The 20,773-nt window shown below is 63.0% G+C and carries 21 protein-coding genes and 1 pseudogene; 14 read left to right on the forward strand and 8 right to left on the reverse strand.

The annotated features are described in order from the left end of the window. The first annotated feature begins 2 nt into the window (after positions 1 to 2). From murA to LGH82_RS12015, 4 genes and pseudogenes are all read left to right on the forward strand, one after another. On the forward strand, positions 3 to 1,259 hold the full coding sequence (gene murA, locus LGH82_RS12000) for a UDP-N-acetylglucosamine 1-carboxyvinyltransferase (protein WP_227349559.1): 1,257 nt from the start codon (positions 3 to 5) through the stop codon (positions 1,257 to 1,259). Further along, on the forward strand, positions 1,256 to 2,143 hold the full coding sequence (locus LGH82_RS12005; RefSeq protein WP_227348685.1) for an N-acetylglucosamine kinase: 888 nt from the start codon (positions 1,256 to 1,258) through the stop codon (positions 2,141 to 2,143). The genes murA and LGH82_RS12005 overlap by 4 nt, the downstream gene beginning before the upstream one ends. 164 nt (positions 2,144 to 2,307) lie before the next feature. Beyond that, a complete protein-coding gene (murQ, locus tag LGH82_RS12010) occupies positions 2,308 to 3,231 on the forward strand; it encodes an N-acetylmuramic acid 6-phosphate etherase (RefSeq protein WP_227348686.1) in 924 nt (307 codons plus the stop codon). A gap of 93 nt (positions 3,232 to 3,324) precedes the next feature. Next, positions 3,325 to 4,158: pseudogene (locus tag LGH82_RS12015) on the forward strand (ABC transporter substrate-binding protein); the annotation flags it as partial. A gap of 34 nt (positions 4,159 to 4,192) precedes the next feature. On the opposite strand, the gene LGH82_RS12020 reads toward LGH82_RS12015, so the two are convergent. Further along, positions 4,193 to 5,343 (reverse strand): IS3 family transposase gene (locus LGH82_RS12020; protein WP_413771365.1). Its coding sequence is split into 2 segments (ribosomal slippage): positions 4,193 to 5,079 and positions 5,079 to 5,343, totalling 1,152 coding nucleotides; the frame shifts between segments, so codons are not numbered across the junction. A gap of 58 nt (positions 5,344 to 5,401) precedes the next feature. Here LGH82_RS12020 and LGH82_RS12025 point away from each other — a divergent pair. The 6 genes from LGH82_RS12025 to LGH82_RS12050 all read left to right on the forward strand — a co-directional run bounded on the left by LGH82_RS12025 (position 5,402) and on the right by LGH82_RS12050 (position 12,033). Then, complete coding sequence (locus tag LGH82_RS12025; protein WP_413771443.1) at positions 5,402 to 6,088, forward strand: ABC transporter substrate-binding protein; 687 nt, start codon at positions 5,402 to 5,404, stop codon at positions 6,086 to 6,088. A 40-nt stretch (positions 6,089 to 6,128) separates the two neighbouring features. Further along, positions 6,129 to 7,088, forward strand: a complete 960-nt coding sequence (locus LGH82_RS12030) for an ABC transporter permease (RefSeq protein ID WP_227348688.1) — start codon at positions 6,129 to 6,131, stop codon at positions 7,086 to 7,088. Beyond that, entirely contained in the window at positions 7,088 to 7,927 is an 840-nt protein-coding gene (locus LGH82_RS12035) for an ABC transporter permease (protein WP_227348689.1), read from the forward strand. Before LGH82_RS12030 ends, LGH82_RS12035 begins: the two co-directional genes overlap by 1 nt. Further along, positions 7,924 to 9,672, forward strand: coding sequence for an ABC transporter ATP-binding protein (locus tag LGH82_RS12040; protein WP_227348690.1), 1,749 nt, complete (start codon positions 7,924 to 7,926; stop codon positions 9,670 to 9,672). The genes LGH82_RS12035 and LGH82_RS12040 overlap by 4 nt, the downstream gene beginning before the upstream one ends. Before the next feature lie 229 nt (positions 9,673 to 9,901). After that, a complete protein-coding gene (locus tag LGH82_RS12045) occupies positions 9,902 to 10,906 on the forward strand; it encodes a serine hydrolase domain-containing protein (RefSeq protein WP_227348691.1) in 1,005 nt (334 codons plus the stop codon). Positions 10,907 to 10,917: 11 nt separating this feature from the next. Further along, a complete protein-coding gene (locus LGH82_RS12050; protein ID WP_227348692.1) occupies positions 10,918 to 12,033 on the forward strand; it encodes an anhydro-N-acetylmuramic acid kinase in 1,116 nt (371 codons plus the stop codon). On the opposite strand, the gene LGH82_RS12055 is transcribed toward LGH82_RS12050, so the two are convergent. Both LGH82_RS12055 and LGH82_RS12060 read right to left on the reverse strand, forming a co-directional pair. Then, positions 12,030 to 12,458, reverse strand: coding sequence for a GNAT family N-acetyltransferase (locus LGH82_RS12055; protein WP_227348693.1), 429 nt, complete (start codon positions 12,456 to 12,458; stop codon positions 12,030 to 12,032). The two genes, LGH82_RS12050 and LGH82_RS12055, sit on opposite strands and share 4 nt — an antisense overlap. An 86-nt stretch (positions 12,459 to 12,544) precedes the next feature. Further along, entirely contained in the window at positions 12,545 to 13,735 is a 1,191-nt protein-coding gene (locus LGH82_RS12060; RefSeq protein ID WP_227348694.1) for an MFS transporter, read from the reverse strand. Between the two features lie 48 nt (positions 13,736 to 13,783). Here LGH82_RS12060 and LGH82_RS12065 point away from each other — a divergent pair, with 48 nt between their 5' ends. The 4 genes from LGH82_RS12065 (at position 13,784) to LGH82_RS12080 (ending at position 17,022) form a co-directional block, all read left to right on the forward strand. After that, a complete protein-coding gene (locus tag LGH82_RS12065) occupies positions 13,784 to 14,323 on the forward strand; it encodes an Lrp/AsnC family transcriptional regulator (protein WP_227348695.1) in 540 nt (179 codons plus the stop codon). Between the two features lie 137 nt (positions 14,324 to 14,460). After that, positions 14,461 to 14,880 (forward strand): GFA family protein, encoded by a 420-nt coding sequence (locus LGH82_RS12070; RefSeq protein WP_227348696.1) that lies wholly within the window; start codon positions 14,461 to 14,463, stop codon positions 14,878 to 14,880. A 53-nt stretch (positions 14,881 to 14,933) separates the two neighbouring features. After that, positions 14,934 to 15,869, forward strand: coding sequence for a sigma-70 family RNA polymerase sigma factor (locus tag LGH82_RS12075; protein ID WP_227348697.1), 936 nt, complete (start codon positions 14,934 to 14,936; stop codon positions 15,867 to 15,869). A 73-nt stretch (positions 15,870 to 15,942) separates the two neighbouring features. After that, positions 15,943 to 17,022, forward strand: a complete 1,080-nt coding sequence (locus LGH82_RS12080; protein ID WP_227348698.1) for an IS630 family transposase — start codon at positions 15,943 to 15,945, stop codon at positions 17,020 to 17,022. Positions 17,023 to 17,128: 106 nt separating this feature from the next. Here the strand turns inward: LGH82_RS12080 and LGH82_RS12085 are convergent, their stop codons facing one another. From LGH82_RS12085 to LGH82_RS12105, 5 genes are read right to left on the reverse strand one after another with little or no spacing between them, the layout of a single operon-like run. Next, the gene (locus LGH82_RS12085) at positions 17,129 to 18,388 is read right to left on the reverse strand and encodes an ABC transporter substrate-binding protein (protein ID WP_227348699.1); all 1,260 of its coding nucleotides are present in this window, start codon (positions 18,386 to 18,388) and stop codon (positions 17,129 to 17,131) included. 58 nt (positions 18,389 to 18,446) lie between these two features. Next, positions 18,447 to 18,875 carry a hypothetical protein gene (locus LGH82_RS12090; RefSeq protein ID WP_227348700.1) on the reverse strand — a complete coding sequence of 143 codons (429 nt, stop codon included), beginning with the start codon at positions 18,873 to 18,875 and terminating at the stop codon, positions 18,447 to 18,449. Beyond that, complete coding sequence (locus LGH82_RS12095; RefSeq protein ID WP_227348701.1) at positions 18,872 to 19,927, reverse strand: aldo/keto reductase; 1,056 nt, start codon at positions 19,925 to 19,927, stop codon at positions 18,872 to 18,874. Before LGH82_RS12095 ends, LGH82_RS12090 begins: the two co-directional genes overlap by 4 nt. Beyond that, positions 19,924 to 20,277, reverse strand: a complete 354-nt coding sequence (locus LGH82_RS12100) for a TIGR04076 family protein (protein ID WP_227348702.1) — start codon at positions 20,275 to 20,277, stop codon at positions 19,924 to 19,926. Before LGH82_RS12100 ends, LGH82_RS12095 begins: the two co-directional genes overlap by 4 nt. Further along, positions 20,278 to 20,766, reverse strand: a complete 489-nt coding sequence (locus LGH82_RS12105; RefSeq protein WP_227348703.1) for a DUF3830 family protein — start codon at positions 20,764 to 20,766, stop codon at positions 20,278 to 20,280. Positions 20,767 to 20,773: the final 7 nt, after the last annotated feature.

Genomic DNA, 20,773 nt, shown 5'->3' on the forward strand with positions numbered 1-20,773 from the left:
CCATGGACAAATTGCGGATCATCGGTGGACAAAGGCTGCAAGGCGCGGTGACCATCTCCGGTGCCAAGAACGCTGCCCTGCCGCAGATCGCTGCGGCGCTGCTCAGTCCCTATCCGCTGGAGCTGACGAACCTGCCCGCCGTAACCGATGTGGAAAACATGCTGGGCGTGGTGGCGCTTCATGGCGCTGAAGTCACGCGATCGGCCCATGCCGCGACGATCGACACCAGTGCCGCCGTTTCCAAGGAGACGTCTTACGACACGGTGAGAAAGATGCGGGCGACGGTGCTGGTTCTCGGCCCTTTGCTGGCCCGGTTCGGGCATACGCGGGTTTCGCTGCCGGGCGGCTGCGCGATCGGCGCGCGGCCGGTCGACATGCATGTCGCGGCGCTCGCCGCCCTTGGCGCCAACATTGCCATCGAGAACGGATCGATCGTCGCCTCGGCGCCAAACGGCCTGACCGGCACCCGAATCGTGCTGAGTTCACCATCGGTCGGCGCGACGGAGACGGCTGTCATGGCCGCGACGGCCGCCAGGGGCGAAACCGAAATCCTCAACGCGGCGCGTGAGCCGGAGGTGGCGGATCTCGCCGCCTGCCTCAACGCCATGGGCGCCCGGATCGAGGGCGCCGGCACGCATCGCATCCTGATCGCGGGCAGCACCGATTGGCGGCCCGCCACCCACCATATCATCCCCGACAGGATCGAGGCCGGCACCTATGCGGTTGCCGCCGCGATCACCGGCGGCCAGCTTGAACTGACCCATGCAAGGCTCGAGCACATGGCCTCGGTGGTGCAGCTTCTGGAGGCCACCGGCGTCAAGGTCTGGCCCGGCGACCGTGGGCTGATCGTGTCGCGGGACGGTCCGCTCAAGGCGGTCGACGTCACGACGGAACCCTATCCGGGTTTTCCGACCGATCTCCAGGCGCAGTTCATGGCGTTGATGTGCTGCGCCGACGGCGCTTCGCTGTTGCGCGAGACGATCTTTGAAAACCGCTTCATGCATGTGCCCGAATTGATGCGGCTCGGCGCCAACATCAAGCTGCAGGGAACCATGGCGCTGGTTCGCGGCGGCGAAAAACTGAGGGGCGCGCAGGTGATGGCCACCGATCTGCGCGCCTCGGTGTCGCTGGTGCTGGCGGCACTGGTGTCCGAGGGCGAAACCATCATCAACCGGGTCTATCACCTCGACCGCGGCTACGAGCAACTGGACCGCAAGCTGCGTCTTTGCGGCGCCCGGATCGAGCGGATCAGCGGATGAGTGCAACGGCGTCAGGCTCGTATTTCCTGGGCGTCGATGGTGGCGGAACCGGCTGCCGGGCCCGTATCGAGGACGAGGTCGGAACCGTGCTAGGCCAAGGCCTTTCGGGGCCGGCGACGACGCGGCTCGGTATCGATGAGGCATGGGCATCGATTTCCAGAGCTTACAATGCCGCGATCGAGGAAGCGGGTTTCGGCTCAGCAGAGATTGCGCGGATTCGGGCAGGAATTGGCCTTGCCGGTATCGGTCGCAAGGGCGCGCTGGAAGCGCTTCGGGCGATCGCCCATCCCTTTGCCAGCATCGACTTCGTCAGCGATGGTGTCGGAGCCTGCCTTGGTGCCCATTCCGGCCTGGACGGCGCCATCGTCATTGCCGGCACTGGGTCGATCGGCCTCGGTTTCGTCGAGGGGCGAGACCTGCGCGTCGGCGGCTATGGCTTTCCGATTTCCGATGAGGGCAGCGGCGCCGATCTCGGACTGAAGGTCGTGCAACTCGCCTTGCGCGCCCATGACGGACGGCATGAGCGGACAGCGCTGCTGGCCGAGGTGATGCAACGGTTCCAGAACGATCCGATGGAGGCGGTGGCGTGGATGGATCGCGCCACCGCGACCGATTATGCCGCCCTGGCGCCGATGGTGATGCGCCACGCCGACCAGGGCGATCCGGTCGGACGGCGCATCGTGCAGAGCGCGGCCGAGCAGATCGACACATTCGTGCGCGTGCTTTTTGAACAGGGCGCACCCCGGGTGACCTTGCTCGGAGGCTTGTCCAGCCCGCTCGAGCCGTGGCTTTCCCCGGATGTTCGGCGGCGTTTGAAACCCGCTGATGGCGATGCCGTTTCCGGCGCGATCATTCTGGCAAGAAAATCATTTGTTTGTCGGTAACGCCTTATCTAGGTGAGGAATATTTTATTCCAATCTCTCGTTGACAGTGGGAATACTGAATTCTAAAAGTTAACAGAATGGGAACTGATGGCTTAGCCCTACGTCGGCATTGACGACACCCATCCTTTCCTATGACGGCATGGCAATTTTTTGAGAGCAGCCCGATGACCGAACAAGGGTTGATGTCTGAGTTGGAACAGCTGGTTTCCGAGGATCGGAACCCGAAGACGATGGACATCGACCTGTTGCCGACCCTCGACATCCTGCGCAAGATCAATGACGAGGACCGGGCCGTTCCATTGGCCGTGGAGAAGGTCGTCCCGGAGATCGCTGATGCCGTCGACCGCATCGTCTCCGCCTTTCAGAAAGGCGCGCGGCTGATCTATCTCGGTGCCGGCACAAGCGGTCGGCTGGGCGTACTCGATGCCTCGGAATGCCCCCCAACATTTGGTGTGCCCGAAAGCATGGTGGTCGGCCTGATCGCTGGTGGCGCCGAGGCGCTGGTGCGGGCAGCCGAAGGCGTCGAAGACGATCCCAAGCAGGGTGCGAGGGCATTGCGCGACATCAAGCTGACCGCCGACGATGTCGTCGTCGGCATCGCGGTCAGCGGACGAACGCCCTATGTTATCGGCGGCCTCAATTACGCGAAACAGGTGGGCGCGACGACGGTGGCACTGTCCTGCAATCCGTCATCGACCATCGCCGGCATCGCCGATATCGCCATCTCGCCGGTCGTAGGCCCCGAAGTCCTCACCGGTTCGACCCGACTGAAGTCGGGAACCGCGCAGAAGCTCGTGCTCAACATGCTGACCACCGCCAGCATGATCCGCATCGGCAAAAGCTACCAGAACCTGATGGTCGACCTTAACCCGTCCAACAAGAAGCTCGTCGCTCGGGCCATCCGGATCGTCATGCAGACGACCGGCTGCTCGGCGCCAAAAGCCCGGCAGGCGCTCGACAAGACCGGCAATGACGTGAAGCTCGCGATATTGGTGGTGATCACGGGCATGGGCGTCGAAGACGCGCGCGAGGCTCTTCTCAAGGCAGGAGGTTTCCTGCGCAAGGCAATCAGCGACAAGACGGTGTGAAGCCACATCAACTGGGCCGATACTCAAGGGTGCGTGTGCCTTTGAAGCGGCCCGGGGAAACTGCAAGGCATTCAATCATAATGGGAGACGATAATGGGACAGCATCTTAGCAAGAGACTACTTTCCGGCATCACGCTCGCCGCCATGCTCGGCATGGCGACGATTTCGACGCAGGCGACTGCCGCGACGCTGCACATGGCGTGGGCGCAGGACGCCACCGGGCTTGATCCGCACAAGCAGACGGCCTTCTCGTCGCTGCGGCTGCTGGAACTGATCTATGAGCCGCTGGTGCGGGTCGACGCCAGCCTTCAGATCGTGCCGGCGATTGCCACGTCCTGGGAATTTTCGAAGGACGGCAAGGAACTGACGTTCAAGCTCGACCCGAAAGCAAAATTCCAGGGCGGCGCGGCGGTGACCTCGGCCGACGTGAAGGCGTCGTTCGAGCGCATCCTCGACGAGAAGACGGGTGCTGCCGCCCGCGCCAACTTCCTGTCGATCGCCAGCATCGAGACGCCCGATCCAACCACCGTCGTCTTCCATTTGTCGCAGCCGGATGTTCCGATCCTGACGGCGATGAGCGACGTGAACGCGGCGATCGTTCCGGCAAGCGAGATCAAGGCCGGCTCGATAGGCACGACGGCGATCGGCTCCGGTCCGTTCAAGCTCGACAAGTGGGATCCCAATGCCAAGGAAGTGCTCAGCGCCAACAAGGATTGGGCAGGCGGCCCGACAGGCGTTGACGGTATTGAGATCAGCGTGCTTCCCGACGAAACGGCGATCCTGGCGGCGCTGCGCACCAAGCAGATCGACTTCGCGCTGCTGAATGATCCGCTTGTCGCCACGCTGGTTCCCAAGGAAGCCAGCCTGCAGCTCAACCGCGTGCCGGTTCTTTCCTATCATGTGCTGCAGCTCAATCCGTCGCGCAAGTGGACTTGCTTCGGTAAAGTGGAGAGCGGGTTGCTCATTCGGCGGCGTTTCGCTCGAACTGCATCGGGCTGATGTAGTCGAGCGCGGAATGCCGCCGGATGGGATTGTAGAAGCCGTCGATATATCGGGCAATGGCGGCTTGGGCATCGGCGCGGGTAAGGAAAGAGGTGCGCCAGATCAGTTCAGTTTTCAGCGTCTTGAAGAATGTTTCGACCATGGCGTTATCAAAGCAATTGCCCTTGCCTGACATTGAGATGATGACGCCGGCGGCACGCAATTCGGCTTGGTAGTCGATAGAACAATATTGGCTGCCGCGGTCGGAGTGGTGAATGAGGCCGGGTTCCGGCTGCCGCATGACGAACGCCTTGTTGAGCGCTGCCAGAGCCAGGCTGCGGTGTAGCCGGTTGCCAGCAGCCCAGCCAACGACCTTGCGGGCAAACAGATCGATGACGACAGCAAGGTACAACCAGCCCTCCCGCGTCCAGATGTAGGAGATGTCGGCACCCCATTTCTGGTTGGGACCAGTGGCGGCAAAATCCTGGTCGATGACATTGGGGGCAACCGGAAAGGCGTGTTCGCTGTCCGTCGTGCGCTTGAACCGCCGCTTCTGTCTTGCCTGGAGGCCATTCTCCCGCATCAGACGCGCCGTTCGTCGCCGGCCAATGGCAAAGCCATTGTCTTGCAGTTCCCGCGTCATGCGCGGGCTACCATAGGTTCCGTTCGACAGCGCGAACGACGATCGCACATGCGCCAGCATTATCATGTCGTCGCGCTGCCGGCGGCACGCCGGCCGGCGCCCCCAGGCAAAGTAGCCGCTCGGGCTGACACCCAGCGTCGCGCACAAACGGTCCACAGGGAAATCCTTCTTCGCCTGGTCGATGAGCGCGAACCTCACCGACTTCCCTCCTTGACGAAAAAAGCCGTCGCCCGTTTCAAGATATCCCGCTCCTGCCGAAGGATTTCATTCTCCCGCCGCAGCCGTTTCAATTCAGCGGCGACATCAGCATCAGGCGGACGCCCAGGATCGCCCATCTCACGATCCAGCTGCCGACCCATCCATCGCGTCAGCGTCGAGAAACCAACACCAAGATCCTCCGCGATCTGCCGCTTCGTCCGACCGCTCGTTCGCACAAGGCCAACCGCCTCCGCCTTGAACGCATCCGTAAACTGTCTCTGTTTCGTCATCGAGGTCGCCTTTCATCAGAAGGAAACTCTCCACTTTTTCGGGGCAAGTCCAAAGCCGATGACCGAGCTCAAGGTGCGGCAGGCGATCTCCTGCGCCATCGACCGGCAGGAAGTGCTGGACACCGCTTCGCTCGGCGAGGGCAAGGTGACCGGTCCGCTGACCATTCCGGCCATGGCGACCGATCCAACCCAGCTGTTCTGCTACAAGCGCGACGTCGAGAAGGCCAAGGCGCTGATGAAAGAGGCCGGGTATCCCGATGGCTTTTCAGCGACCGTGATCGGCGCCACCGGCGAGCCGCCGACGGCGGCGGCGGAAGCACAGGTGATCCAGTCCCAACTGGCCGAAATCGGCGTCAAGCTCGATATCAAGATGATGGAGCTCAACGTCTATGTCGACGCCTGGCTGAAGGGTGATTTCGACATGGCTATCGCGCTCAACGGCGGCAGGGCCGACCCCTACACGATGTACAATCGCTACTGGACCAAGGCCGGTAACCTGCAGAAGGTCGCGAACTACATCGACGACACGCTCGACAGCCAGATGCAGAAGGGCCGCGCCGAGACCGATCCGGCGAAGCGCAAGGTGATCTTCGCCGAGTTCGAGAAGCACCTCGCCGAGGTGTCGCCATGGATCTGGCTCTACACCTCGTACAGCTACACGGCTCAGCAGAAGAACGTCGCGGGATTCGTCCCGACGCCGACCGGCACCCTGTTCAGCCTGGGCAAGGTCACGATCCAGCAATAGCAGCCACCGACATAGAAGCAGGGCGAGAGGTATTCTTCGCGTGAATTATCTGATGCGACGGCTGTCGACCTTCCCTCTCGTCCTGCTTGGTGTCTCCATTGTCGTGTTCGTGGCGATCCGCATGGTGCCGGGCGACTCGATCACGGCAATGCTGGGCACCGAGGCCGGGCTGCTGACGCCGGCGCAGCGCGATTCCCTTGCCATTTATTTCGGCATCGACCAACCCTGGTTCATCCAGTACGGACGTTGGCTGCTCGGCATCTTGCACGGCAATCTCGGCATATCCGTCACCTATGGCCGGCCGGTGCTCGACGTCATCCTGGAACGCTTCCCGCTCACGCTAGAGCTTGCACTGTTGTCCATGATCATCGCGCTTGCGGTCGGTGTGCCCGCCGGGATCTTCGCCGCCACGCACAATGAGAAGCCTTCCGATCTGGTGGTGCGTGTCGTCGCCATGATCGGCCAGTCGACGCCGAACTTCGTGCTTGCCCTGCTGATCATCTACGCGCTGTCCGCCGGCTTCGGCGTGTTGCCGGCCATGGGGCAGTTCGCGCCGCTCTGGCAGGATCCGCTGCGTAATCTCAGCCAGCTGATCCTGCCTGCCATCACACTCGGATTTGCCTTCGCCGCCTCGGTCACCCGCATATCGCGCTCGGCCATGCTCGATGTGCTCAGCGACGACTATGTCAGGACCGCCCGCAGCAAGGGGGCCTCCGCGCGCAGCGTCATCTGGCGGCACGCGCTGCCCAATGCGCTGATCCCCGTGGTCACGCTGAGCGGCATCGAATTCGGCTACCTGCTGGGCGGCGCCGTCATCGTCGAGCAGATCTATGCGCTGCCCGGTCTCGGACGCATGGTGCTCGATGCGATCCTGCAGCGCGATTACGCGCTGGTTCAGGGAAGCGTTCTGTTCATCGCCTTCAACTTCATGATCGTCAATCTCCTGGTCGACCTCGCCTATGTCGCGCTCGATCCGCGCATTCGCCTGGGGGAGCGTTGATGCGAATTTTTCGGGCCATCTTCGCGCATCCCAGCGGCCGCATCGGCGGCGTCATCGTCGGGCTCTACCTCATCATCGCCGCGCTCGGCATGCTCGGGCTGACGCCGCACAACCCGCTGACGCAGTACCGTGTGGACCGGCTGCATGCCCCCAACGGCGCCTACTGGATGGGCACGGACCTGTTCGGCCGCGATGTGGCAAGCCGGCTGATGGCGGGCGTTGGCCAGTCCTTCACCGTCGCCTTCTTCTCGGTGGCCTTTGCATCGCTCGCCGGCACTGCATTGGGGCTGGCAGCGGCCTGGTTCGGGCGCAGTTGGGACGGCGTGGTGATGCGCGTCATGGACGTGCTGCTGGCCTTCCCGGCCATCCTTCTGGCACTGCTGATCGTCGCCGTCGCCGGACCGGGCACATGGACCAGCGTCGTTGCCATTGCCATCGTCTACACGCCGATCTTCACGCGCGTCGTGCGTGGTCCCGCCCTGTCGCTCAAGACGCGTGAATTTGTGGACGCCGCGCGCACTTTTGGTAGCAGCTCGACCTACATCGTCACCCGCCATCTGCTGCTCAATCTGGTGGCGCCGCTGACCGTCCAGGTCACGCTTGCACTCGCCTGGGCGCTGTTGACCGAAGCGGGACTGAGCTTTCTCGGCCTCGGCATCCAGCCGCCGGCCGCATCGCTCGGCCTGATGTTGAGCGACAGCCGCAACCTGATGGAGACGGCGCCCTGGCTGATGATCTTCCCGGGTCTGGCGATCATGATCAGCATCCTCGGTTTCAACCTGCTTGGGGATGCCTTGCGCGACATCCTCGACCCGAAGATGCGGAGGGCGGCGGCATGAGCCCGCTTCTTTCCGTATGCGACCTGCGCGTCGGTTTCGGCCGCAAGCCGCAAGCCAATGAAGTGGTGCGTGGCATCAGCTTCGACCTCGCCGACGGCGAGACGCTGGCCATCGTCGGTGAAAGCGGCTCGGGCAAATCCGTCACCGCGCTGTCGATCAATCGCCTCGTCGATTTTGGCGGCGGCCGCATCACCGGCGGCGCCATGAAATTGAAGCGGGCCGACGGCGGCATCTTCGACCTGCTGACCGCGACCGAACAGCAACTGACAAGGATCCGCGGCGCTGAGATCGGCATGATCTTCCAGGAGCCGATGACCTCGCTCAATCCGGTCCTGAGCATCGGCAGGCAGATCGAGGAATCGTTTCGCCTGCATCGCGGTCTGACCGGGCGGCAGGCAACAGCGGCGGCCAAGGATGCGCTTGACCGCGTGCGCATCCCCGATGCGGCGCGGCGGCTGAAATACACGCCCAACCAGCTGTCAGGCGGCATGCTGCAGCGGGTGATGATCGCCATCGCGCTGGCCTGCAACCCGCGCCTGCTGATCGCCGACGAGCCGACAACCGCGCTCGACGTAACCGTGCAGGCGCAGATCATGGCGCTGCTTGCCGAGTTGAAGCGGGAAACCGGCATGTCGATGATCTTCATCACCCACGACATCGGCCTGGTTGCCGGCATCGCCGACAAGGTTATGGTGATGCAGAATGGCGAGGCCGTCGAACAGGGCGAGCTGAACCAGATCCTCGACCATCCCCAGCATCCCTACACGCAGCATCTGCTGCACGCCGTGCCGCATTTCGCCAACGGTCGCGCTACGCGCTCCGACGGACAACGTGACAAGGACGGAAGCACGGAACCGGCATTGAAGGTCGATGGTCTCGTGGTCCGCTTTCCCCTCAAGAGCGGCTTCTTCAGCCATGCCACAGGCGCGGTGCATGCCGTGGATGGCGTCGATTTCGACCTCATGCAAGGCGAGACACTGGCCGTAGTCGGGGAGAGCGGTTCGGGTAAATCGACCACCGCGCGCGCGGTCCTGGGCCTGGTGCGGTCGACGCGCGGCACCTTCTCCACGGGGACGCGAACAGCTTCAGCCGAGCAGAGTGCCTTGCCTGTGCAGATGGTGTTCCAGAACCCCTACGCCTCGCTCAATCCGAGGCTGACCATCGAGAGCATTCTGGCGGAACCGGTGATCGCCACCGGTGGCCGCGTGAATGCCGGGACGCGGACGAAAATGGCCGCGCTGCTGGAACGCGTTGGCCTGCCCAGGAACAGTCTTGAACGCTACCCGCACGAGTTCTCCGGCGGCCAGCGGCAGAGGCTATGCATCGCACGCGCGCTGATGCTCAACCCGTCCGTCGTCGTGCTGGACGAAGCAGTGTCGGCGCTCGATGTGTCGGTGCAGGCCAAGGTGCTGGAGCTGCTGGTCGACCTGCAGCGTGAGTTCGGTCTCGCCTATCTGTTCATCTCGCATGACATGGCGGTTGTCGAGCGGATCGCCCACCGGATCGCTGTCATCTATGCCGGGCAGATCGTCGAGATTGGCGATGCCACGTCGGTCCTGTCGGAGCCCAGACATTCCTATACCAGGAAGCTCATTGCAGCCGTTCCCACCATCGAGCGACGGCACGAACATTTCGAACTGGACACACGGCAGGTACCGTCGCTTGTTCGGCCGCCGGGGTTTGAACCGGCGCAGGCCAGATGGGAACAGTTCGGGCCCGATCACATGGCGAGGGCGGAAGCGTGATGGCTGGTACCCTGAAGTATGCGAGGTCGGCGGGACAGCGCCCCCCTCTGCCCTGCCGGGCATCTCCCCCTCAAGGGGGGAGATTGGCAGTTTCGGCGTCCCGCGCGCCTTCAAACATCGGAAATTGGCGAAAGCCCAGGCGACATCAAATCTCCCCCCTTGAGGGGGAGATGTCCGGCAGGACAGAGGGGGGCGCGAAGGATAGCTGCCTCTCCGATGGAGGCCGACAGTGAGCGACCTTGCCCAGATTTTCGATCGCGCGTTCCAACCGCTCGCAACGGCGGTTGCCTCGGCGCGCATTCCCGGCGGCGTTCTCGGCGTTGTCGACAGAAATGGCCACCGCATCACAAGGGCGATCGGCTCGGCGCAACTCATTCCGAGCATGCGGCCCATGCATGCCGAGACCTGGTTCGACCTGGCGTCATTGACCAAGGTCATCTTCACGACACCGCGCATCCTGGCACTGGCGGAAGACGGCGTCATCGACCTCGACGCACCGCTGATCTCGGTTCTGCCGGACCTGCGCCAGTATGATGAAAAAGCCTGGGAGCGGAAGGTGACGTTTCGCCAGTGCCTCGGGCACCAGACGCCCTTTCCCGCCGTCGAGCCTATCTACACCTACGGGCGGGACCCGGAGCTGCTGCGCGCCTTCATCCTGCAGCGCGAATGGCTGAAACGGGACCCCGTCTATTCCGACATCAACTTCATCCTGCTCGGCTTTGCGCTTGAGCGCCTTTGCGGCAAGACCATCCGTGACATGGACCCCGGCCCAGGCTTTGCCTGGTCCGCGGAGCCTGAAGCAGCGGCCGCGACCGAGGATTGTACCTGGCGCCATCGCGTGCTTTCAGGCGAAGTCCACGACGACAATTGCTCAGCCCTGCAAGGCGCTGGTCATGCCGGGCTGTTCGGCTCGGCGGCATCGATCCTCGATTTCGCCAGGGGATTGCTCGATGGAAGCGACGCGTCGCAACGTTCGATCGCGCTGATGCGCACGCCCCTGTCCGCCACCCGTACCCATGGCTGGGAGCGCCCTTATGCGGGCTGGTCCGGCGGCGCATCGTGCGGCCCCGGTACCATCGGCCATACCGGCTTCACCGGCACCGGGCTGTGGATCGACTTCGACAAGGGCAAGGCGTGGACCTTGCTTACCAACCGCATCCATCCGACACGTCATTTCGACAGCGGGATTGCCTCGCTTCGGCAGGCGGTCGGCGATCTCATCAATAGAGACTGAGGGAATTGATCATGGAACCAATCTGGGCCGTTGGCCTGATGACCGGAACCGTCCTCGACGGCAATATCGACGTCGCCCTGATCAAGACCGACGGCGAGCGCATCGCGGATTTCGGCACCTACACACTGGCGCCCTACCCCGCATCGATCCGGACCCTGCTGGAGGAGACGCTGAGGCAGGCGCGAACCTGGAATTTCGTCGGTCCAGAGCCGACGATCTTCCGCGAAGCCGAAGAAGCTCTGACACGCGCGCAATCCACAGCGGTCAAGGATCTGGTTGAAAGTTACGGCCTGACAATGGCTGATATCGGCGTCGTCGGCTTCCATGGCCAGACCGTGCTGCATCGCGCCCCTCAGGTCGGCCGGCTCGGCCAGACCCGCCAGCTCGGTGACGGCGCGTTGATGCATTCCATATTGGGCACAAAGGTCGCCTATGATTTCCGTTCGGCCGACATGCGCGCCGGCGGCCAGGGCGCGCCGCTGTCCGCCGCCTACCATGCCGCGTTGTTGCGCGAAGCCGACGCCAGCGGCGATACCGCCGTGCTCAATCTCGGCGGCGTCGCCAACATCACCTGGTGGGACGGCAAGGACAATGTCGTGGCGTTCGACACAGGACCTGCCAATGCGCCGCTCAACGATTTCATCAAGTCGAAAGGGCTTGGCGAGATGGACCGCGACGGTGCGCTGGCACGTGCGGGAACGGTTGACGAAGCCCGATTGGCCAAGCTGCTACAGCACCCCTATCTGACCAAGCCCTACCCCAAATCACTCGACCGTTTCGATTTTGGCGCCGCGATGGCCGACGGCATGAACGCCGAGGACGGCGCGGCACTGCTGGCGGCGTTCACGGCATCCGCCGTCGGCAAGGCGCTCAACCTGCTGCCGCACAGGCCGAAAAAGCTGGTGGTCAGCGGCGGTGGCCGCCACAATCCGGTGATGATGGAGATGATTGCCAGCCGCGCCGGCGTTGAAGCCGTACAGGCGGAAACGCTGGGCTGGAAGGGTGACGCGGTGGAAGCGGAATGCTTCGCCTTCCTCGCGGTTCGGGTGCTGAGGGGCCTGCCGATCAGTTTTCCGTCAACGACAGGCGTGCCGCAACCGATGCGAGGCGGGCGGCTGGCTGGCTAGATCGCGATCAGCTTCTTCCGCAGGAAGATGCGGCTGCGGCCGACGGGGAAATCACCAAGCGTTCCGAAGGGCTGATAGCCCTGGCGCTCATAGACCTTGGCAGCTTTGGGATTGAACGTATCGATCCATGCGCCTTGACAGCCGCGCGCCACGGCCTCCTGCTCGGCCGCGTCGAGCATCCTGCCGGCCATATGCTGGCCGCGCAGCTTCTCATCGACCCATAGCCATTGCACGTAGAGCCAGCCCCAGGCAGTGTATCCCGAAATACCGGCAACCACCGCGCCATCCTCGTCTCGAACGAACACGGCCAGCGGCTTCCTTTCGGAGGCGCCGACATCGCTGTCGTTGAATGCCGTCAGGCGTTCGCCAAGAAAAGCCAGTTCTTCCGGCCGTGGATCGCCAGTCGTTTCGAGGGTCGTATTCATGGCCTTGTCCCGCCGGATTCGGGGATGGATTTCCCCCGGAGCATGTAGCGAGGGACAGGGCGAGGACGCAAGGTTCGACGGGTTGCCTAAGCCCGCATGGGCCGAACGGAAGGCCACGCCGCGGCGGCGGCGGCGATCAGCATGAGCAGCGCGGCGACCATTGCCGATGCGGCGAAACCAAAGCTGGCGTAGATTGGTCCGAAGCCGGTGGTGCCGACAAACACGGCGAGGTAGGTCACCGCGCTGTTCAGGCCCATGACGGTGCCGCGCCGTGCGGGATCGAGGGCTGTCAGGCACGTCACCAGCACATTCAGCCCAAAATGATTGGCAAGGCCCCAGGCGGCGACAACAGCCATGGTCCAGCCGAAACTGTCGCTTGCAGCGGCAATCGCGAGATAGACGACCGCGACGAGCAGATAGGCGAACGGCATGACGCGGCGCGCGCCAAGGCGATCGATGACGCCATCGAGAAGTGCCGCCGTTCCAAAGCCGATACCATAGGCAAGTGCCGCGAGCCCGTTGGCGCTGACCGGCCGTCCCAGCCCGGTGTGAAGATGATCGCCCAGATAGGCGTAGACGCCATAGAACGCGGTCATGAATGCGCCACAGGCGACCAGAAGCGGCACAATTCCCGGGACGCGCAACGCATCGAGCGGCGTCGGCGCCGGACCGCTTTTCCTGACATCGCTGAGCGATGTCATGGCCAGCCCGCACAGCGCCAGAACCGCGAGAATGGCAACCGCCGCGAACACCGCGCGCCAATGCACCAGATCGGCAAGTACGGCCGACAGCGAAACGCCGGCCACCATGCTCAACGTCCATCCAGTCAGCACGACGCCGATCGTCCCGCTTTCCCGGCCAGGCGGCGCGATCGCGGCAGCGCTGGCGTAGATTGCCGGCATGGCGATGCCAGCAGCTACTCCGGCGACAAGCTGTGACGCGACCAGCGCCATCACCGTCGGCGCTGCCGCACTGGCGACAAGCGCCAGCGCCAGAAGCAGCAATGCGCCCTGAAGCATCCGGCGGGCGCCGACCCGATCGATATAGCGGGCAAGAAACAGGGCGCTGGCGGATGTACCGAGACCGAAGGCGGCGGAAGCGATCATCACCAGCGGCACGCTGGTCTGAAAAGATGAGGCCACAGCCGGCGCTATCGGACCGAGCACCAGCGAATTGGAGCCGATCACGGCGATGCATCCCGTGAGCAGATAGGCGAGTGCCGGAATGGGCGGGACGGCGGCCGACGCCAATGTTGCTGATTGATCAGTGTTCGACATATCGCCATAGTGGCCGAATTAAATTCGGCATCAATCGGAAACAGTCAGATGGATGAAGAAACAGATGGCATTCCGCAGAACAGGCCTGCAGCCCGCGATCTCGACGCGATAGACCGAAAGATATTAGGCGTCCTGGTCGACGACGCCACGATCAGCTACGCTGAACTCGGCGATCGCGTCGGCCTTTCGCCGCCGGCAGCCCATGAAAGGGTCAAGCGGCTTCGGCGCAGCGGCGCCATCCGTGGCACCGTCGCACTCGTCGATCCAAAGGCCGTGCGCAAACCACTGCTTGCCTTCGTGCATGTCGACACCAGGGGCTGGGGAAAGACCCCCGAACTGATGGCGATTTCCGAGCATCCGGAAGTCGAGGAGATCCATTCGGTGGCCGGCGATTCCTGCATGCTGCTGAAAGTCCGCACCGAGGACACCAGGGCACTCGAAGGCCTGCTGGCACGGCTCTACGAGACGCCTGGCGTCGTCTCGACCAGAAGCTATGTGGTTCTGTCGACCTATCTCGAGCGACCGGTGCAGCCCGAAAACACAAAGGAATGGCCGACGCCTCGGCACATGACGAAGCCGCTGTATTAGCTCCGTGCGTATCCAAGATGGGGAACATCGAGCGCCGAAGTCGCTGAAATCGATCTGATGGCACGTATCCTTTTCCTGACGCCATCCGTCTTGAATGCAGCCAGCGACATATGCCGGCGGCGATCGAGGAGAAGGCAATGCTGAAAACCCACGCAGGAAGCTGCCACTGCGGCAAAGTTCGGTTCGAGGCGGATATCGACATCAGCCAGGGCACCGTCAAATGCAATTGTTCGACGTGCACCAAGACGCGCTCATGGATAGGGTTCGTCGCGCCACGGCACTTCCGTCTCGTATCGGGAGCGCAATCGCAGACTGAATATCAATGGACGCCGCCTGGCAGAGAAGGTCCCAGCATCCAGTATCATTTCTGCGCCACCTGCGGGACCCGCATGCCGGCACGAGGCGATATCCCGGCCCTTGGTGGCATCGTCTATGCCATTCCGATGGCGGCGCTTGACGATATCGACCCGGACGAGTTGGCGGCCGCCCCGGTGTTGTATGTTGACGGCAGGCACGATCGGTTCGATCGGACTCCCGACGACATCAGGCTGATGTAAGATGGCGGGACCGCGCCGGGCGTGCGTACTCTCTGCGGGAGTGTCCTGATGCCATGACGATGCAGCCACGATACGAACCCACCGGGCTTTTCGACGTCCGTTACGCCGCCTTCCTGGAGACGGTCGCGCATTTGCGTGTGCGACTGCATCGCTATTGTGCACGCATGACTGGTTCCACGCTCGACGCTGAAGATGTCATGCAGGAAGCGCTGTTCGAGGCTTACAGGAAGATCGAGAAGTTGGACGATCCGAGCGCCCTTCGCCCCTGGCTGTTTCGCATTGCGCACAATCGCTGCATCGATTTCCTGCGCAGCCGGCGGGCGCGCGAGCGGGCGGAAGCCAGTTTTGCCGAGGATGAGATCATCTTGCCGGTCGAGCCGGCTGGCCAGGGTGCCGACCGCGCGATCGAACGGCTGGTGATCCACCTGCCGCCGAAGGAGCGCGCCTGCGTTCTGCTCAAGGATGTCTTCGACTATTCGCTGGAAGAGATTGCCGACCTCGTTGGCTCGACGGTGGGCGGCGTCAAGGCGGCGTTGAGCCGTGGCCGCTCGAAGCTGGCCGCCTTGCCAAGCGAGCCGCTTGCGGGTTCGGCGCCCGAGCGCGACCCTGAACTTTCGAAATTGCTAAGCCGCTATGTCGAACTCTTCAATCGCCGCGACTGGGACGGCGTGCGGGCATTGACCAGCGCCGATGCACAGTTGCGGGTCTCGGATTGTTTCCGAGGCCGGCTGTCGGAATCGCCGTATTTTGCCGAATATGAAAAGCGCCAGGCGACCTGGAAGATGGTGGTTGGCGAGATCGATGGCGAGGCGCTTTTGCTGATTCTCCATCGAAACGATGACGCGTGGAAGCCGGCCTATCCGGTTCGAATCCAAGCAGCCGATGGGATCATCAATCGTATCGCCGATTATTATGCTTGTCCCTGGCTGTTGCCGGAGGCTCTCATTGTCGGCGTCGATCCCGATGGAACCGGGATCGACGCCGGGTAGTCTAGTGGATTGATCGAGACAAAGGAGTCCGCCGGGGATTCCATCCTGGAGCGTGGCATGCGAGGCTGCCGGGATGCGCACAGGTATCGGCATCGACGTTACGGCATCTGACAGGACGCGGCTTGAGGCGATCGTTTTGGCGCGAAGTTCGCCCCAGAAGCATGTCTGGCGCGCGCGGATCATCCTGCTGACTGCCGATGGTCTGGGCACCGTGGCGATCATGGCGGCGACGGCCAAATCCAAGACCTGTGTATGGCGCTGGCAGGAGCGTTTCATGGCCGAAGGTGTCGATGGCCTGGTGCGCGACAAGACCCGGCCGCCTGGCATTGCGCCTCTGAAGCCGGGGGTGGTCGACAAGGTCGTGGCGCTGACGCTGGAGCCGCCCGATCACGAAGCGACGCACTGGACGGTCCGTGCAATGGCGAAAGCGGTCGGCATCGCGGCGTCTTCGGTAGTGAAGATCTGGCACGACCACGGTCTTGCGCCACATCGCTGGCGCACCTTCAAGCTGTCCAATGACAAGGCCTTCGCCGAAAAGCTGCACGACGTGGTTGGGCTCTACGTCTCCCCACCCGCCCATGCCATCGTTCTTTCGGTCGACGAGAAAAGCCAGATCCAGGCGCTTGACCGCACCCAGCCGGGGCTGCCACTGAAGCCTGGCCGTGGCGGCACGATGACGCACGACTACAAGCGCAACGGCACCACCACGTTGTTTGCCGCGCTCAACGTGCTTGATGGCTCGGTCATCGGGCGCAACATGCAGCGCCACCGGCACCAGGAGTTCATCCGCTTCCTCAACGCAGTCGAGGCCGAACTCCCGGCCGACAAAGCCGTCCACGTCATTCTCGACAACTACGCCACCCACAAGCAGCCGAAAGTCAGGGCCTGGCTGGCCCGGCATCCGCGATGGACCTTCCACTTCGTGCCGACATCCTGCTCGTGGCTGAACGCCGTCGAGGGCTTCTTCGCCAAGCTCACCCGCCGGCGGCTCAAGCACGGCGTCTTCCACTCCGTCGTCGACCTCCAGGCCGCCATCAACCGCTTCATCAGCGAGCATAATCAGCAGCCCAGGCCCTTCGCATGGAAGGCCGATCCCGCAAACATCATCGCCGCCGTCAGGCGTGGGCACCAAACGTTGGAATCAATCCACTAGAGCCTGTTCCATCCCGATGGAATCGGGATGGGGCTCTATCTGTTTGTTTGAGCATGATCTTTTCCGAAAACCGGATTCCACTTTTCGGGATCATGCTCTAAGGCGCCTACTGAAGCTTCGCCTGCAGGGCGTTGACGTCATCCGTCGTCATTTCGCCGTCGGTGGTCACCTTGCCGTCGGTGATCTTCCAGAGGCGGAACGGGCCGGTGATGTCGCCATATTTGTCGAAGGCAACCGGACCGATGACGCCTTCGTAGCGGATCGGCTTGCCGTCCTTGATCAGGCCGAGCGCCTTGGCGAACTCCTCCTTGCCGGCAAAGATCGGCGTGCCCGCCGGATCGACGGCCTTGTACATCGCGTCCTTGATCTTGGCCGGATCCTCGGAGCCGGCAATGGCGATGGCAAGTCCGACGATGGCGCCGGCATCATAGGAACGATCGGCCGCCGGGTTCGACGGTTCGATGCCGGAGAATGCCTTGTAGTTCTTCATGAAGTAGTCGGTCGATACGGTCGGGCTGGTGCCGGAAGAGGTGCCATAGGCATCCTTCAGATAGTCGGCGCCGACGGATTCGATGAAGTCCGGGCTGTTCATGCCGTCATTGAGCAGAAATTTCTGGACGCCGCCCTGCGATATCCATGTGCGGGCGATGGTCGCCCCGTCGACGGGCGTGCTGACGAGATAGAGGCCATCCGGTTCACCTGACATCGCTGCCGTGACTTCAGACGCGTAGCTTGACTGCTTTTCATTGTAGGGCGTGTCGGAGACGATGGTGCCGCCGAGCGCCTTGTAGGCGCGCGAGAATTCCGCCGCCATGTTGACGCCGAAGTCGTTGTTGACGTGGATGATCGCAAGCTTCTTGAAGCCCTTGTCGACAGCGTATTTGGCGGCAGCAACACCCTGCAGCGCATCCGAGGTGATGGTGCGGAAGAAGATGCCGTTGGTCTTACCGTCGCGTCCCAGCGTCGTCAGCGTCGGCGATGAGGAGGCCGGCGACACCTGGACGATCTTGGCCGGAGCGGTGACCGAGGTCAGGATCGGGATCGACACGGAGGAGATGATGCCGCCGATGATGACGGGCACTTTCTTCACCTGAACCAGCTGGGTCGCGGCGTCGACCGCGATGTTGCCCTGGCTCTGGCTGTCACGCGTGTCGGTGGCGAGATCGCAACCGCGCACGCCGCCGGCATCGTTGATGTCGCGGAACGCCATTTCGACAGACTTGGCGCCTGCCTGGCCATATTCGCCGGCCGGACCGGTCAGTTCCATGACGAGGCCGACGGTGATCTTGCAATCGGCGGCGTGGGCCGCGCCGGCTGCGGTCAGCAGCGCGAGCGCGGTGGTGATTTTCAGTATCGTCTTGGTCATTGTTGTTCCCCTTTCGGTACACGACTCTCGTTGATGCGTTGTTGATGTCTGGAGCCTGTCAGCCTTCCGGCATCTGCAGCCAGGTTTCATGCAGATGCCGCCATTCGACGCCGTTGGGCGCCGAAGAACGGGTGGTGAAAACAGCGCTTGCCTGACGGCGGCTATGCTTGCCGCCACGGTGCTGTATCTCGATGTAGGAGACGATGATCGTATCGTCGCTTTCCCAGCCGGCCCTTATATCGTCGGTGGAGATCAGAAAATCGTTGCCACATGTGGCACGGTTTGCCCTGACGTAGTCGAGCACGGCATCGCGATCGAGGATCTTGCCGCTCGGCGGGATCATGCGAAAGCCTTCGCCGACGACGCTTTCGAAGCGGCCGAAATGCGTCTTGTCCGCACTCACCGTTCGATACCATTCGAAGAAGAAATGGTGGAGGTCGACGATCTCGGCGCGGGCGCGTGCAAACAAAGTGGGTTCGCTGGTCATTTCTTCCCCGCGTTCAGGTTGTAATGCATGATCGAGCCGTGGCGGCCGTGACGGTCGCGCTCCAGCGTGTAGACATCTCCCTCAAGACCATTGCCTTGCGCGATCACGGCGGCAATCCGGGACCGATCATCGGCATCGAGCGCAATGTCCATGATCCGCGCATTGGCGAGCGCGTGCGCCTGGTTGCGGGCGCCGACGATCACGGCCGCCACTTGCGGCTGCTCGAGCACCCAGGCACTGGCCATGGTGGCGATGTCGACACCATGGCGATCGCCAACGGATTTGAGTGTGCGCAGCAATTGCTGGAAGAGCTCCCAGCCGCCAAAGTCATCGATGATCAGCTTGTATTTGACCAGCGAGCGGTTTTCGAGCGGCATGTCGGGCTCGACTGCGCCAAGCCATCTGTCGCTGAGGAACCCGCCGGCGACGGAACCATAGCAGAGGAAATTGACCCCGTTCTGTTTCGCCAGTGCCGCAAGGCTCTTGGCCGGCCGCTGGTCGAGCACGGAATACTGCAGCTGCTGGCTGACCAGCGGAATACCCGCATCGAGGATCTCGGTCAGGCGCTGCGTGTCGAAGTTGGTTGTGCCGAGATTGCGCACCTTGCCTTCAAGACGAAGCTCGTTGAGCCAGCCCATGGCATCGACATAGCGAGGTTGCGCATAGTCCCACCAGTGGAACTGCACGAGGTCGAGCCGCTCGGTCTTTAGCCGGCGCAGCGATTGCTCGACGATGCCGCGGATATAGTCGCGGCTGATGTTCGACAGCCTTTCGAGATCGGGCACCATCTTGGTGTGCACCCTCATCCTGGCGGCGACGTCGTGACCGCGCTCGCTGGCCAGCCGCAGTCGCGCGGCACCAATCAACTCCTCCACGCCGGTATAGATATCGGCGCAATCATAGGTCCAGATGCCCGCGTCAAATGTGGCGATCAGGTCGCTGACCGCTTGCTCGCGATCGATCGCTCCATGCCCGCCGGCAAGCTGCCAGCCGCCGCGAATGACGCGCGAGATCGCATAGCCGGGGCTGAGTTCGAAGGTCCTGGCGGTCATCTGGCTTCATTCTCCTTCGGCAGCGGCACGGCCGTCGTTTCGGCGTGGCTGAACCGCCGCTTTCCGGTTCTGACGATCCGCAACCGGCTGGCGCAATTCGGGTCCGGACAGGCGATCTCGGCGTCCGACGTCATCCAGTCGTTCCTGTCGGTCGGGCGCTGCTTGGCCGCGAGCAACGGCAACACGGCGGCAAGCGAGTAGATCGAAAAACCCTGCCCCGCCGGCATCGACAGCATCTCGCCCTTGAGTTCGAAATAGTCGCCTGCCTTGGCGCCGCAATAGATCGGCTTTCCCTCGGGGATGACCGCCTCGACGCGAAGATCGAAGAGTTCGAAACTATCGTCGGCCATTCAAATCTCCACGCGCGTGAAGGTGACGTCGCAGGCGCCGTTGCGGCGGATGATGCCACAGGCGGCCGTGAACCGGTCACGCTCTTCGGGGCGCACCTGCGCGACGACGCTGCCGGCGAGCCAGCCGATCGGGAACAGCAGGCGCGCGCCCTGCCCGTAGAACAGGCCGATATCGAAAATCGCGTTGGGACTGCCGCCCCACATGCGCGGCGGCACATAGGAGAGCACGATATCGCCAGGCTGCGGCGTCAGCGTTGCATTCTCCGCCGGCAGGGGCGTTGCGTAGGACTGCCCCTCCAGATGCATGGAGGGGACCGGGCAGGAGATTTCCGGGCCTGTCCACATCGCATGGATGCCCGGCACGACGCGCGGCTGCTCGAGATAGGCCCAGAGAAAGGCGGCATTCTCAGGCGCCTTTTGCGGCAACAGCAGCGACGTGACCGAGAGCTCGGAACGGGGTTCGGTGATGATGATGGCGCGGCTGGTCATATCGGAT

Origin of the sequence: Mesorhizobium sp. PAMC28654 (assembly GCF_020616515.1) — a bacterium.
GTDB lineage: Bacteria > Pseudomonadota > Alphaproteobacteria > Rhizobiales > Rhizobiaceae > Mesorhizobium.